16 protein-coding genes are annotated in these 15,271 nt (G+C 36.0%); 15 read left to right on the top strand and 1 reads right to left on the bottom strand.

From position 1 onward, the window contains the following. The first annotated feature begins 64 nt into the window (after positions 1 to 64). From rimM to rplS, 3 genes are all read left to right on the top strand, one after another. The gene (gene rimM / locus IGJ02_RS09110; protein ID WP_010761542.1) at positions 65 to 589 is read left to right on the top strand and encodes a ribosome maturation factor RimM; all 525 of its coding nucleotides are present in this window, start codon (positions 65 to 67) and stop codon (positions 587 to 589) included. Then, positions 579 to 1,328: a tRNA (guanosine(37)-N1)-methyltransferase TrmD gene (gene trmD / locus IGJ02_RS09105; RefSeq protein WP_430601786.1), complete on the top strand. Its 750-nt coding sequence runs from the start codon at positions 579 to 581 to the stop codon at positions 1,326 to 1,328. Before rimM ends, trmD begins: the two co-directional genes overlap by 11 nt. A 144-nt stretch (positions 1,329 to 1,472) precedes the next feature. Then, on the top strand, positions 1,473 to 1,820 hold the full coding sequence (gene rplS, locus IGJ02_RS09100) for a 50S ribosomal protein L19 (protein WP_010761540.1): 348 nt from the start codon (positions 1,473 to 1,475) through the stop codon (positions 1,818 to 1,820). 558 nt (positions 1,821 to 2,378) lie between these two features. On the opposite strand, the gene IGJ02_RS09095 is transcribed toward rplS, so the two are convergent. Beyond that, positions 2,379 to 4,793 (bottom strand): hydroxymethylglutaryl-CoA reductase, degradative, encoded by a 2,415-nt coding sequence (locus IGJ02_RS09095; RefSeq protein WP_430601785.1) that lies wholly within the window; start codon positions 4,791 to 4,793, stop codon positions 2,379 to 2,381. A 185-nt stretch (positions 4,794 to 4,978) separates the two neighbouring features. Here IGJ02_RS09095 and IGJ02_RS09090 point away from each other — a divergent pair, with 185 nt between their 5' ends. From IGJ02_RS09090 to IGJ02_RS09035, 12 genes are all read left to right on the top strand, one after another. Beyond that, complete coding sequence (locus IGJ02_RS09090; protein ID WP_430601784.1) at positions 4,979 to 6,130, top strand: hydroxymethylglutaryl-CoA synthase; 1,152 nt, start codon at positions 4,979 to 4,981, stop codon at positions 6,128 to 6,130. Between the two features lie 397 nt (positions 6,131 to 6,527). Then, positions 6,528 to 7,712 (top strand): IS110 family transposase, encoded by a 1,185-nt coding sequence (locus IGJ02_RS09085; protein ID WP_430601783.1) that lies wholly within the window; start codon positions 6,528 to 6,530, stop codon positions 7,710 to 7,712. Positions 7,713 to 8,134: 422 nt separating this feature from the next. Continuing rightward, positions 8,135 to 8,527 carry a MerR family transcriptional regulator gene (locus tag IGJ02_RS09080; RefSeq protein WP_430601782.1) on the top strand — a complete coding sequence of 131 codons (393 nt, stop codon included), beginning with the start codon at positions 8,135 to 8,137 and terminating at the stop codon, positions 8,525 to 8,527. 365 nt (positions 8,528 to 8,892) lie between these two features. Then, positions 8,893 to 9,876, top strand: coding sequence for an aldo/keto reductase (locus tag IGJ02_RS09075; RefSeq protein ID WP_430601781.1), 984 nt, complete (start codon positions 8,893 to 8,895; stop codon positions 9,874 to 9,876). A 33-nt stretch (positions 9,877 to 9,909) separates the two neighbouring features. Next, positions 9,910 to 10,059, top strand: coding sequence for a hypothetical protein (locus IGJ02_RS09070; RefSeq protein ID WP_430601780.1), 150 nt, complete (start codon positions 9,910 to 9,912; stop codon positions 10,057 to 10,059). Between the two features lie 229 nt (positions 10,060 to 10,288). Then, on the top strand, positions 10,289 to 11,176 hold the full coding sequence (locus IGJ02_RS09065) for a LysR family transcriptional regulator (protein WP_430601779.1): 888 nt from the start codon (positions 10,289 to 10,291) through the stop codon (positions 11,174 to 11,176). A gap of 109 nt (positions 11,177 to 11,285) precedes the next feature. Further along, complete coding sequence (locus IGJ02_RS09060; RefSeq protein ID WP_430601778.1) at positions 11,286 to 11,792, top strand: flavodoxin; 507 nt, start codon at positions 11,286 to 11,288, stop codon at positions 11,790 to 11,792. A gap of 29 nt (positions 11,793 to 11,821) precedes the next feature. Continuing rightward, complete coding sequence (locus IGJ02_RS09055; protein ID WP_069654791.1) at positions 11,822 to 12,229, top strand: cupin domain-containing protein; 408 nt, start codon at positions 11,822 to 11,824, stop codon at positions 12,227 to 12,229. A gap of 29 nt (positions 12,230 to 12,258) precedes the next feature. Then, complete coding sequence (locus tag IGJ02_RS09050) at positions 12,259 to 12,573, top strand: carboxymuconolactone decarboxylase family protein (protein WP_010761530.1); 315 nt, start codon at positions 12,259 to 12,261, stop codon at positions 12,571 to 12,573. A gap of 43 nt (positions 12,574 to 12,616) precedes the next feature. Continuing rightward, entirely contained in the window at positions 12,617 to 13,777 is a 1,161-nt protein-coding gene (locus IGJ02_RS09045) for an MFS transporter (RefSeq protein WP_430601777.1), read from the top strand. Between the two features lie 2 nt (positions 13,778 to 13,779). Continuing rightward, the gene (locus IGJ02_RS09040) at positions 13,780 to 14,496 is read left to right on the top strand and encodes a dihydrofolate reductase family protein (RefSeq protein WP_430601776.1); all 717 of its coding nucleotides are present in this window, start codon (positions 13,780 to 13,782) and stop codon (positions 14,494 to 14,496) included. Positions 14,497 to 14,522: 26 nt separating this feature from the next. Continuing rightward, positions 14,523 to 15,260: an SDR family oxidoreductase gene (locus tag IGJ02_RS09035; protein ID WP_069654793.1), complete on the top strand. Its 738-nt coding sequence runs from the start codon at positions 14,523 to 14,525 to the stop codon at positions 15,258 to 15,260. Positions 15,261 to 15,271 lie beyond the last annotated feature (11 nt).

Raw genomic sequence — 15,271 nt, 5'->3', positions numbered from 1 at the left:
ATAGAATTCAATCTACAGAAATGGTAGAATGAAAAAGACTAAAAATTTGAAATGAGGGTTTTAAGTGACTGAATATTTAAATGTTGGAAAAATCGTCAATACTCAAGGCTTAAAAGGCGAAGTACGAATAATTTCTCAAACGGATTTTCCAGAGCTACGCTATAAAAAAGGATCAGTTTTGACATTATTTCAAGAAAAAAAAGCACCAATCGAATTAACGATCAAAACCCATCGAAAACATAAAAATTTTGATATTGTCACATTTGAAGATCATTTTTCAATCAACGATGTTGAAAAATACCGTGATGGCATTTTGAAAGTGTCAAAAGAGGGTTTAAAGGATTTACCAGGAGATGAATTTTATTATCACGAAATTATTGGGTTAACTGTTATTGATGAAAACAATGAAGAACTTGGTAAGATCAAAGAAATTCTTTCGCCAGGAGCAAATGATGTCTGGGTAGTTCAAAGACCAAAGAAAAAAGATGCATTGATTCCTTATATCGAATCTGTTGTTAAGTCGATTGATTTAGAAGAAGGTATCGTTCGTGTAGAAATTCCAGAAGGTTTGATCGACGATGAAAATTGATGTATTGACACTTTTTCCAAGAATGTTTGAAGGGCCAATGGGCGAATCAATCATTGGAAAAGCCGTAGAGAAAAATTTGTTAGAAATCAATATCTCTAATTTTCGTGACCATTCTGATAATAAGCATCAGTCAGTTGATGATTATCCTTATGGCGGTGGAGCAGGAATGCTACTTAAGGTTCAGCCAATTTATGATAATTTGCGAAGAATTGAAGAAGCATCACCGAAAACTAAAAAACGTGTGATTTTGCTAGATCCAGCGGGGAAACGTTTTGACCAAAAAATGGCGGAAGAGTTTTCGGAAGAAGAGCATTTAGTCTTTATTTGTGGTCATTATGAGGGATACGATGAGCGGATTCGTTCTCTTGTTACGGACGAAGTTTCATTAGGAGATTATGTTTTAACTGGTGGAGAATTAGGTGCAATGGTCATGATCGATGCAACTGTTCGTTTACTTCCTGATGTTTTAGGAAATAAATTATCTGCGCAAACAGATTCCCATTCAACAGGGTTACTGGAACACCCACAATATACGCGCCCAGCCGAATTTAATGGGATGAATGTACCAGAAGTCTTAACGAATGGTAATCATAAATTGATAGCTGAATGGCAGTTGAAAGAATCTTTACGTAGAACCTATTTAAGACGTCCTGATATGCTAGAAACACTTGAGCTTGATAATGAGATGAAAAAATTTCTTGCTGAGATCATTGAAGAAGAAAAGTCAGCTGATGAATAGAAAATACTCCATCTTTAAAGAAAAATCCCTTTACAGCTGTGAATAGCTATGTTACACTATTTCAGTGAGTGCAAAGCGCTCAACTATTACGATATTCCGCTGTGACAAGAGTCATAAGAATGTTTGGAATGAGGAGAAAAAAGAATGAATCCATTAATTCAAGAATTAACACAAGAACAACTACGTACGGATATCCCAGCGTTTCGTCCTGGAGACACTGTTCGCGTACATGCGAAAGTAGTCGAAGGAACACGCGAACGTATCCAATTATTTGAAGGAGTTGTTATCGGACGCCGCGGCGCTGGTATCAGCGAAACTTATACAGTACGTAAAATTTCTAATGGTGTTGGTGTGGAACGTACATTCCCATTACACACACCACGTGTTGCTCAAATCGAAGTAGTTCGTTATGGTAAAGTTCGTCGTGCGAAACTTTATTACTTACGTGCATTACACGGTAAAGCAGCTCGTATTAAAGAAATCCGTCGTTAAAAACTTGTTATTAATTAACAATGAACCCCTTGATTATCAAGGGGTTTTATTTTTTTATTGATAGTAACTCTTTCCAAAAGCAAAAGAAAGTAGGAAAGAGGATAGGAGCACGAAAGTCTGCATCTCTTTAACTTTTATTCCCCAAAGGGTATTATAACTTGTTAAGATAAAAACATTAATCAAAAAGAAATAGAATTAATTAAATAGGTAATGGGAAACAATGACTATGGTTAATGAAAAACCAAAATAAGACAAAGCGATATACAAGTAAAGTTTTTCTTTTGTTGCTCTAAACTTAAACAATGAAAAAACACCGAAAATAAAGAAAATTACCGATAATATCATGACCCTCACCTCTAAAAGAATTTTAACAAGTCAAAACAAAAATGGACAAAAGAAATGAAAGTAGTAGGGACGTTAAAAATCAATAAATTGAGATAATCTTAAAATTATAATAAAAATAAACCCTTATAAGTGCTAATTAATTTTAATAGGCAACTCATAGGGTTTATTTTTATCCTCTCAGTTAATAAATTAGTTTAGTGCATTAACTTATTATTATCTCAATTCTAATAAAAATGCCAAAGCTTTTTCTTGATTCATTACACCTGTTTTGAGTCTCTCTGCGATTATTTCGATTTCTGCACCCTTTGCGCCAACAGACATAGCTAAAGAGCGAGCTTGTAAGGACATATGACCTTGTTGAATACCTTCTGAGACTAAAGCACGTAGAGCAGCTAAATTTTGTGCTAAACCAATAGCTGCGATTACTTCCGCTAATTCTTTAGCATCGGTCACATTTAAAATCTCTAAAGCAGCCTGCGCTTTTGGTAAAACACGGATTGCACCGCCAACTGTTCCAATTGCTAATGGTAACTCAATTGTGCCTTTCAAACCATCATCGACAAGTTTCCATCGACTTAAACCGTGATAGCTACCTGTTGAAGCATAGGCATGAGCTGCCGCTGCGACTGCACGTGTATCGTTTCCCGTTGCTAGAATCACGGCTTCTATCCCATTCATAATACCTTTATTATGTGTAGTCGCCCGATAAGAATCTATTTGTGCGAGTTGTGAAGCCGCAGCAATTTTTTCTGCAATGAATCTTCCAGACTCTAAATCACCAGTTTTGCTTAAACTAGCAAATGAAACGTCACATGTGGCTGTTACTAAAGATTCCGTTGCGTAATTACTCAAGATACTAAACAGAATTTCATCATCAAACCATTGACGGAATAAATCAGCAACCCCTTCTAAAATAGAGTTGAGAATATTGGCTCCCATAGCATCTTTGGTATCAACAAGTAAATCCACTGATAAATAGCTATTGTCCTCTGGAAACTGACGAACTTGGATTCGTTTTAATCCACCGCCACGTTTTACAATAGAAGGATAACTTTTTTCAGCTTGAACAAAAATCTCTTCAGAAAATTGGTTGATTTTATCTTCGATTAGCGCTGAATCGTAAACATTCATAAAAACAATTTGACCTCGTAAAAGACCTTCTGCTAATTTACTGTGAATACTGCCGGATTGTTGAATCATTTTGGCTCCATTACTACATGCTGCAATGACAGAAGGTTCTTCTGTTGCCATAGGAACTTGGTAGCTTTTATTATTGACTAAAATATCTGGTACAACGCCCATTGGCAAAGCCATTTCACTGATTTGATTTTCAATTAAATGATTCGCAATATCTTCATCTAATGACATGTTTTCTAATTCATATCTGCTTTCTATAGAAAGATTGCCCATCTCTTGTAAAAATGTTAAGCGTTCTTCTTTTGATAGTTGATAAAATTTTTTATCCGAGTGTGCTTTTTGTGGGCGCTCAATCAGCATGGCAAGACCAAGACCACCGCCAACACATAGGGAAGCCACTCCATATTGACCGTTTGTGTCCTCTAATTGATGTGCTAAAGTCGCTACGATTCGAGTGCCAGAAGCACCAATTGGATGACCTAAACTAATACCTCCACCCCAAATATTGAGTTTCTTGTCAGGTATCTTCAATTCATTTTGAACGACAATGGAAGATGCCGCAAAAGCTTCATTGATTTCAAATAAATCAATGTCTTCAACTGTCAGATCATTGCGTTGTAACAAGGTTTGAATGGCCTTGATGGGTGAAATACCCATTATGCTTGGGTCGATCCCGATTTCAGTAACATCTTTCACAATAGCGAGATAAGGAATTTGATGTTCTTCTGCGAATGATTTTGAAGCTAGGATCATTGCTGAAGCTGCATCGTTGATCGTTGATGCGTTACCTGCTGTGACAGAGCCATCTGCTTTAAAAACTGTTTTCAATGTACTTAGTTTTTCAACAGTGGTATCTTTTCGAACACCTTCATCGTGCTCAAAAATAGCATTATCGATAGAAAGGGGGACTATTTCCTTTACAAATTTTCCTTCTGCTTGTGCTTGGGCTGCTTTTCTTTGTGAATGAGCCGCAAAAGCATCTTGCATTTCTCGTGTAATGGTAAACTGTTGAGCAACGTTTTCTGCTGTCAATCCCATTGCTTTACCGCTAAATGCATCAGTTAAACCATCTACCATCATAGTTGGAGCAGGTTTTGAATAGGTATCCTCTTCTTTGTATGTGATAGCAGGGGCCGTTGTCATGCTTTCTGTTCCTCCGGCTATAATAACTTCAGCTTGGCCTAATTGAATGGCTTGTTTGGCTAAGCTGATTGCTTTCATGCCTGATCCGCAAACTTCATTTACAGTAAAAGCCGGCACTTCAAAGCCCAACCCGCTATTGATTGCAATTTGTCTTGCTGGATTTTGTCCATTTCCAGCTTGTAGTACGTTTCCAAAAACGACTTGCTTTATATGTTCTGCTGCTTTTGTATTCCTTTTAAGTAACTCTTTTGTAACTGCTGTTCCTAGCTCAACTGCAGATAATGATTTTAATTGTCCTCGATACTTCCCGATAGGCGTTCTCAAGGCGTCGATAATTACGATTTCCACGACGTCACCTCCACTATGAAATATACCATGCTTTGTGAAAAAAGAATACTCTATAAACCATAATAAAAAAACTTCAGAAATTCTTTAACAAATTTTAAATTATCCTTTTTTCTACCAATCTTGCTCGAATTTATGATAAATTATAGTAGGTAATGAATTGAGAATAACGACAAAGGAGATATACAATGAACGTTGGCATAGATAAAATCAGTTTTTTTGTCCCACCATACTACGTAGATATGACCGATTTAGCTTTAGCAAGAGAGGTAGATCCGAATAAATTCCATATCGGTATTGGACAAGACAAAATGGCCGTTAATAAAAAAACACAAGATATTGTGACTTTTGCGGCAAATGCTGCAAAAAATATTTTAACAGATGAAGATAAAAAGCAAATTGATATGGTAATTGTTGGGACAGAATCTGGTATTGATGAATCAAAGGCATCAGCAGTAGTGTTGCATCGTTTGTTGGGGATTCAACCATTTGCACGTGCATTTGAAATAAAAGAAGCTTGCTACGCTGGAACTGCTGCTTTACAATATGCGGTGGCACATATTCAAAGCCATCCTGAAAGTAGAGTATTAGTGATTGCTTCTGATATTGCAAAATATGGACTAGCTTCAGGTGGTGAACCAACACAAGGTGCAGGAGCAGTAGCAATGCTAGTTTCAGCAGCTCCAAGAATTTTACAATTAAATGATGATAGTGTGGCATTAACGCAAGATATTTATGATTTTTGGCGTCCGGTTGGACATGATTATCCAATGGTGGATGGTCAATTATCGAATGAAACGTACATTCAAGCTTTCCAAAAAGTATGGGAAGAATATCAACGCCGTCATAATAAATCAATTGCTGATTTTCATGCATTGGCTTTTCATATTCCTTATACAAAAATGGGGAAAAAAGCGTTGTTAGCAGCTTTGGAGGATGAATCAACAGATGAACAGGAACGTATTTTAAATAAATATGAATCAAGTATTTTATATAGTCGACAAGTCGGTAATTTATACACAGGCTCTTTGTACTTGGGGTTGATTTCATTGTTAGAAAATGGTGGATTAGATGCAGGAGAACAAGTTGGATTATTTAGTTACGGTTCTGGTACTGTAGCAGAATTTTTTAGTGGTACACTTGTTGAAGGGTATCAAACTCAATTACTTACAGATCTTCATCAAAAGCAATTGGCTGAACGAAAAGTGTTATCGATTGCTGAGTATGAAAAAATCTTTAATGATGTTTTGAATACCGATGTGGATAATGAATATGAAGATTCGCTTCTTTTTAGTATCACAGCTACTTCAAATACGGTTAGAGCGTACAAGGAAAAGTAAATAAAATGAATAATTTAAATGATTAAATTGCCTTGAAAAAATAGATTAGTCATAAAATTTGTTGTGCTGCATTGTATTTTTTGCCTTTTCTATTTCTAAATTTTTATAACTTCAAGAGGTTGGAACAAACACTCATGAGGGCTACCGCCCTCACCAAACAGAATGAAAATAAAGTGATCGACCTACAGGCTATTTCCTGTCATACTAGAGATGACAGAAGTGGCTTGTAGGTCGATCGCTTATTGAGGTTCTTCTCCAAGTAACCTTGAGGGACAAACTAGATCATTCTACTTATTTGTACCAATCATTAGGTCATAGAACCTGCGTATAAAAATAAATTTGTTTCTATAAGTAGAATAGCCTCTTCTGTACTTTTTTTCAAGGAGGAATGTTGAAAATGGAAGATGTACTTCGTTCTTGTTGTGCTGGATTAGACATCCATCAAAAAGTAATTGTTGCGTGTATTATTCGTTCTGCTGAAGGAAAAAAACGCCCAGAAAAATTCTTTGGTAGTTTTGATACGACAACTCGTGGTCTTTTTGACTTATCTGATTGGTTGACTTCTTACGAAGTCACACACATAAGCATGGAAAGCACGGGTGTTTATTGGAAATGTGTCTGGCGAATTTTACAAAATCATTTTGATTTACAGTTGGCGAATCCTCGCCACATCAAAAATATTCCAGGAAAAAAAACGGATATGAAAGATGCGGAATGGATTGCTCGTCTCACTCGATTAGGAGTCGTTCCTACAAGTTTTGTTCCACCAGAACCTATTCAGGAATTGAGAGACTTAACACGTTATCGCAAGCACTTAGTAGAAGATTTGAATCGAGAAAAAAATCGGGGGCACATGGTCCTGCAGAATGCTGGAATCAAATTAACCTCAGTGATTAAAGATATCTATGGAAAATCTGGCAGAGCCTTACTCTATGCCTTAATTGAAAATAAACCAATCACAGAGTCACTCATTCTCGAGTGTGTGTACACTACCTTACGCAGAAAAGTGCCTCAATTGCTTGAATCCCTAGAAGGATTTATGACACCTCATTATCGTAAAATGTTAGCTCTTCATCTCACTCAAATTGAGTGCTTAGAAAAACAACTAGTAGAAGTCGAAGAAACAATCAACGACTATCTCGTTCCTTATGAAGAATACGTAGAACGTTTGGAGGAAATCCCAGGAATCAATCGAAGAACAGCGGCAGTTGTACTCGCAGAAGTGGGGATAGATATGTCTGTTTTCCCGACATCTGGACATTTGGCTTCATGGGCAGGAGCGAGTCCAGGAAACAATCAAAGTGCTGGAAAGAATCGAAGTAAACGGGTAGGAAAAGGAAATTCTTATCTAAAGAAGGTCTTAGCGCAAGGAGCACTAGCGGTTTCCCAAGGGAAACCCAATCGAATCCAAGCATTTTTCTTTCGGGTAAGAAGAAATGCTGGACATAAAAAATCGGTTGTTGCGACCGTTCATTTATTAATACGTATCATTTATCGGATGTTTTCCGATCAGTCCCGCTATAATGAACTTGGAGGAAGTTATTTACAAAATAGAAAGAACACTCTAACAAATAACTGTTGAAGCGTTCTAGACCAATTTTAGCTAACTACGGTTTCAGTAGGAGGTAGCTTTTTTTTGTTTTTTTACAGTATTAGTTTTCGTATAAGAAGTGTTTATTTCTGAAAGTGTTGCTTCTTCCCCAAACGATTATTTGGATTACTTGAGGTTGAAATATGACTCGTAGAGTTATGTTTCAGCCTTTTTATTCTAGTTTTTAACAAAGTTATTCATTGTAGAACAAAAATTTGAAGTCTTGTATAAAAATAGTCGAATGTTTATATTTAAAAATAGTGATGCTAAAAAGTAATTGTGTTACGATAAACAATTAATCATCAGCCGCTCGTTTTTCCAAGTCAATAAGAAAGTTTGTAAAAGAGAATAAAATTGTTTTATAATAAAAAAGAAGTAGACTTGTTAAGGGATTCACAGAGGAGGATTGAGGTATGAATATAAAGAAAGTAAGTGAATTAAGTAGCGTTTCTGCAGATACGATCAGATATTATGAACGAATTGGTTTGATTCCACCTGTGAAACGTAATAGTAATGGGATTCGAAACTTTGATGAAGAAGATTTACGCTGGATCGTTTTTAGTAGACAAATGAGAAATGCAGGTCTATCTATTGAATCGTTAGTGGAATATTTAACCTTGTTTCAAGTTGGGAATGAAACAGTGCCAGCCCGTAAAGAAATCATTGCGGATCAAATTTCGGAATTAAAAGAAAAAGCTTCGGAATTAAATACAGCAATTGAACGTTTAGAGTTTAAACTAGCCAATTATGATGAGCATATGATTCCAGCTGAAAACGCATTAAGAGATTTTAATATAAATAGATAATAGAAAATGAATCGCTTCTAAAGCGTGTCTTTCTCCTATATTTTTTAGAGGAAGACTGCTTTAGAAGCTTTTTATTTATTTTAACAAATCACTTGACTTGGAGTGAACTTCAAGAGCTAGACTGTTGTTGTTAGTAAGAAAAAATGGTCATTTATTTGGTAGCACATTATATTATCTAGCTATATGGTTTAGCCACTGCATTTTTGCTTTGAAACATGCCAAGAAATACAATGAAGCTATGAGTGGATGTTGATTGGTACAAGGGATTGAAAGAAACGTTGTGTCAATTCAATCATTATATGTTGAATTTTATTAATGTAGTAGTACTAGAAAAAAACGAAAAATAAACTAGAGGAGGAAATACAATGAACTATGTAAAATTTGGCAATACAGGAATGGAAGTTTCAAGAATTTGCTTAGGTGCAATGGGGTTTGGTGATCCGAATAGTGGCTTTCACGAGTGGGTTTTAGAAGAGGAAGAAAGTAAAAAAGTCATTAAAAAAGCACTAGATTTAGGGATCAATTTCTTTGATACAGCCAATGTTTATTCATACGGAGCTAGTGAACAAATTCTTGGCAAAGCACTGAATGAATATGCGAATCGTGATGAAATTGTTGTTGCCACTAAATTATTCACTACCATGAAAAAAGATGTTCCAAACAGTGGTGGACTGTCAAGAAAAGAAATCTTTCATCAAATTGATGCTAGCTTAGAGCGTTTAAGGATGGATTATGTTGATTTATATATTATTCATCGTTGGGATTATAATACGCCAATCGAAGAAACGATGGAAGCTTTACATGATGTTGTGAAATCAGGAAAAGCCCGTTATATTGGTGCTTCAGCGATGTTTGCATGGCAATTTGCTAAAGCGCAAGCAGTAGCTGAAAAAAACGGTTGGACAAAATTCGTGTCTATGCAAGATCATTTGAATTTGCTATATCGTGAAGAGGAAAGAGAAATGCTGCCGTTATGCGAAGATCAAAAAATTGCGGTGACACCCTATAGTCCATTAGCATCAGGTCGCTTAACACGTGATTGGAGCGCACAAACGAAACGTTTTGAAACTGATAAAACAGCGAGGTCAAAATATGATACAACAGCAGATCAAGACCGTATCATCGTTGAAAGAGTGGCTGAAATCGCTGAAAAACGTGGTGTGGAGCGCGTACAAATCGCACTTGCTTGGTTACTTCAAAAAGGACCAGTTGTAGCACCGATTATTGGCGCAACCAAAGAAAGTCATTTGACGAATGCGATTCCTGCTTTAGAGTTAACTTTGACTGAAGAAGAAGTGCAGTTTTTAGAAGAACCTTATGTCCCTCATGCTATTGTTGGTCATAAATAAAAGTTCAGTCAAAACGTGAAAGAAGGATTTAACATGAAAATAATGATTTTAGGTGCAGCAGGTCAAATTTCAAAAATGGTTACAGAGTTGATCTTAACAGAAACAAATCACGACCTTGTTTTGTATGGTCGCGATCTTTCAAGTCGGATTTTAGTAAAGGACCCAAAGACGGATAATAGTTAAATAAGTCTAATAGAAATGATCAACTTTATAGCTGAAAATAATGCATCACCTCAAATTGAAATGATTACGGTAGATCAAGTATCTGTTATTTATGAACATGTATCAAAAAGCGAGGGTAAATATCGCTTCGAAATTGATACGGAAACGTTATAAAGTATAAAATGGTTCTTTTAGAAATTTGTTCTGTTTTATTGTAAAATAAGCATGTGAACTTAAAAGGAGAACCATTATGGAATTAAGAGAACTACGTTATTTTTGGACCGTTGCAGAAGAAAGAAATTTTTCAAAAGCGGCAAAAGTTCTGCATATTACGCAACCGACTTTAAGCCGACAAATCAAAGAATTTGAAGAGAAATTAGGCACGCCGCTTTTTATCAGAGAAAATAGGCAATTGACTTTAACAGAAGAAGGCTATTTTTTAAAAGAGCGTGCTGCTGAAATTTTAACTTTAACTGAACAAACAGAACGTGAATTTGAAGAACAGAGTAAAGGCTTTTTTAGTGGACATTTTTCAATAGGTTGTGTTGAAGCAGATAATTCAGATACGATGGCCATGATGTTAGAAGAATTGGTGAGTGATTATCCTCAAGTGACCTTCAATATTGTTTCTGGGACGAGTGATGATATTAGTGATAAGTTGGAAAAGGGGATTTTGGATCTAGCCATATTATTAGAACCTATTGCTACAACGAACTTTGAAAAAATTATTTTACCTAGGGAAGAAAAATGGGGATTATTAGTATCTAATGATTCTTTTCTTGCACAAAAAACTGTTATTCAACCGGATGATTTAGAAGGGATTCCACTATTAAGCTCAAATCGTTCGGAGGTTCAGTTAATGCTTGAAAGGTGGTTGGAGAAACCGTTCGATGGTTTAAATGTGGTAGGCACCTTTAATTTGATTTTCAATGTTTTTTCGTTAGTAGAAAACCGTGTTGGTTCAGCTTTAACGATTGAAGGGGCAACGACAAATGGCAAACATGACGGATTGACATTTGTCCCGTTAGCTCCTGAGGTTAAAACAAACTGTGTTCTTGTTTGGAAGAAAAAACGAATTCAAACACCTGCAGTAAAAGAATTTATCCAACGATTCAATGATGCTTTTAAGGCATGGTAACTCAGTGCTGTAAGCATTAGACGTGTAGAGAAACAGGTTGTATCATTTACTTGTAAGTAGATGGTGCAACCTGTTTTTTTATAAGTAAAGGATAAAAGAAGGTGATCAAATGACTGCAATCATTTATTTTTCTCGACCTTTTGAAAATTTGATTGATGGAAAGAAAGAGTATTTGCAGGTTGGAAATACGAAAATTATTGCGCAAAAGATTGCTGAGATACTCAGTGCTGAAATGTTTGAAATTATTCCACAAATAGTTTATCCGAAAGTTTACGAAGAAGTAGTTACGCAAGCAGAACAAGAAAAAGCAATGAACGAGCGACCAAAATATCAACCACTCTCCCTTAACTTAGTAAAACATCAAAATATTTATCTAGGCTATCCCAATTGGTGGGGCACTTTTCCAATGATTGTTACAACTTTTTTAGAAGAAAATGATTTTTCAGGAAAAAAAATTTATCCCTTCTGCACACATGAAGGCAGTGGAATGGGCAATAGTATCAACGATCTACAGAAATTATGTCCTGATTCAATTATCCATATTGGGATACCTATTCGTGGGTCCAGAGTTGAAAAAGCAGATATCGCAATCAAAAACTGGTTACAACATAAATAACCAAAAAAAATCAATTGGAGGAATAAAAAATGGCAAAATTTGAAGAAGTGAAAAACGGTGTGATTTTTCCTGTAGGAGAAAAAAATGAGGCATATGCGCAGTATTTTATCGGTCAAAGCTATTTAAACAATTTAATTGCAGATCCAGAGGTTAATGTAGGTGTAGGCAATGTTACCTTTGAACCTGGTTGCCGCAATAATTGGCATATTCACCATGATGGGTTTCAATTGTTATTAGTAACTGGCGGGGAAGGCTGGTATCAAGAAGAGGGCAAGGCTGCACAATTTTTAACAGCTGGAGATGTGATTGTGACTCATGATGGTGTGAAACATTGGCATGGAGCGGCAAAAGATAGCTGGTTTGAACATTTAGCCATTACAGCAGGCACGCCAGAATGGTTAGAACCTGTTTCAGATGAATTATATAATCAATTATAAAAATGAATAAAAGATGGGAGTCCTACCTAATGAAAAAACAAACAGCTGGCAGAGATCAATTAGGTGCATTTGCACCAAAATTTGCAGAATTAAACGATGATGTATTATTTGGTGAAGTTTGGTCGCGAGAAGAACAACTTTCACCACGTGAACGTAGCTTGATTACTTGTTCAAGCTTATTAACACAAGGCGTACCTCAATTAGAAGCCCATATGAACATCGCCAAACAAAATGGTGTGACAAAAGAAGAAATGGTGGAATTAATCACTCATTTAGCTTTTTATACAGGATGGCCAAAAGCATGGTCCGCGTTTGCTCTAGCAAAAGAAATATTTGGTGAATAAAAAATACGGACTATCTTTTGCGTATTGTAAAGGAGACAACTCAGTGAATAAACTAACCAAGTTTTCGTTATTATCTGTGTCATTACTTGTGGTATCGGGTGGCGCAATTGCTGCGAATATTCCAGCGATTATGACAGCTTATCCGACGATCGATCCTACTTTAGTAGAATTGATTACCACAATCCCTTCTTTGTTTATTATCTTAACCGTGCCATTTAGCCATATCTTCGCTAAAAAAATTGGTTACAAGCTATCTGTACAGCTTGGTATTGGTATTGTATTAGGCGCAGGGATTATACCTGTCTTTGCACAGTCCTTTTGGTTTTTATTTTTCAGCAGAATATTATTTGGGATTGGCATTGGATTATTTAATCCGCTACTCTTTTCTCTAGCTGGAAAAATGTACCAAGGAAAAGAACTTTCATCTGTGATTGGTTTTCAAAGTGCATTCGAAGGAATTGGTGGTATGATCATTACTTTTACAGTAGGTCAACTGTTGATAATGAATTGGCGTAGTTCATTTTTAGCTTATTTACTAGCTTTACCTGTTTTACTTTTATTTACATGGTTTGTCCCAGATGTTGCTCTTGAGAAAGAGGAGAATAAAAGTAAAACAGTGAATCAGACAATCACTCCTTCAACTTATGGCTATATTGCTTTATTGATAATAGTTGTCACTATTTATATGTCAGTGACAGTGAAAATCACCTCCTTACTGCTAGAAAAAGGTTTTGGAAATGCAACTGATGGCAGTAATTTGATTGCATTGGTAGGTTTAGGTGCTATGACTGCCGGTGCATTATTTGGGTCAATCGTTACAATAACTAAAAAATGGACATTACCACTATCATTTATTGTTTTAAGTTTTTCAATGTTTATGATCGCCTATTCTCAAAATTTAGTGTCAATTTCATTTGCTGTATTGTTGTGTGGATTTTCTTTCCGCACCTTTATCCCATATTTATTTAATGAGGTGAATCAAGATAGCAACGGCAATTCAGAAAAGAGTACATCTTTGTTATTGATAGGTTTCAATATTGGCGCAGCTTTTGCCCCAATTTCGATTTCACTATTAGGAAATATCCTTCCTTCTAAAGAAAATACGGACATTTTTATGGCAGAAGGTATGATCATGATGCTGTTGGCTTTTTGTACTGTAATCAGCACCATAACGAAAAAACAAAAAAATAATGGAGGAAAGTAACAATGATGAAAAGGCCAAAAATTATTTGTCATATGCTAACTTCTATCAATGGAAAAATTAGCGGTGCTTATATGAATTCAAAATATGCCATTGCTGGCAGCGAAGCTTATGAAACAACCAATGGCAGCTACCATAGTCAAGCCTGGTTATGTGGTAGAGTCACGATGGAAAAGAATTTTACTCATTTCCATAAACCTGAGTTGAAAGAAATAGAAACACCTTATCCTAGAACAGATTACGTTGCACAAGGAAACGCCCAAATGTATATTGTTTCAGCTGATCCTGCTGGTAAAGTTGGCTGGATTGAAAACACCGTTCAATACGAAAATCGTCCAGAAGCCCACGTTATTGAAATTTTAACGGATAAAGCTAGTGATGAGTATGTTGCTTATCTTCGAGAGCGACAAATCTCTTATATTTTTGCAGGACAAGTGCTGATTGATTGCACACTCGCTTCAGAAAAACTATTGAATTTATTTGGTATTAAAACATTAATGGTTTCAGGCGGCGGATATATCAATTGGTCATTTTTACAAGAGGGATTGATTGATGAAGTGAGTATTGTTATGACACCAGTAACTGACGGACGAACAGATACCAATACGATTTTTGAAAGAGCAGATAACCTGCCTGAAATAGCACCAGTTGGGTTTACATTAAAGTCAGTCGATATCATCGAAGAAGATACGCTATGGTTGAGATATGGCGTGGATAAATAAAAAACGAAATTAAAGGAGTCTTATTAATGAATAACAATGTAAAAGATAAAGTTGTAGTCATTACCGGTGCTTCATCTGGAATAGGGGAAGCAACAGCTCAATTATTGATTGAGAATGGTGCAAAAGTCGTTTTAGGCGCTAGAAGAGAAGAACGGTTGAAAGAACTTGTGAAAAAACTCGGAGATAATAGTATTTACGCTGTGACAGATGTTCGTAACGCTAAAGAGGTAGAAACACTTGTTAAAGTTGCAAAAGATAAATTTGGCAAAGTAGACGTGTTATTTGCGAATGCAGGAATTATGCCAGCTTCAAATATGAGTGAATTGAAAACAGACGAATGGGATGACATGGTTGATATTAATATCAAAGGTGTGCTCAATTCATTAGCAGCAGTTTTACCAGAATTCACAGCTCAAAAATCAGGTCACGTGATTACGACAAGTTCGATTGCGGGACTTAAGGTTTTCCCTGGTAATAGTATTTACACGGGAACCAAACATGCGGTTCGTGCGATTATGGATGGTTTTCGCATGGAATCTGCAATGGAAGGAACGAATATTCGAACAACTACTCTTTATCCAGGAGCAGTTGCAACTGAATTGCTAGAAACAATTTCCACACCAAAAGTAAAAAATGGGATGGAGCAGTTTTATCAAATTGCTATTACACCAGATGCGGTGGCGCAAACAGTTTTATTTGCCATTTCGCAGCCGGATTCAGTTGGTATTACAGAAATGACGATTTTACCAACGAAACAAGCTTAAAAATAAAAAGT

The organism is Enterococcus sp. DIV0724b (genome assembly GCF_050531475.1).
Classification (GTDB): Bacteria; Bacillota; Bacilli; order Lactobacillales; family Enterococcaceae; genus Enterococcus_L; species Enterococcus_L haemoperoxidus.
Note: the sequence above shows the minus strand (reverse complement) of the source record. Positions and strands in the feature narration are given on the sequence as shown.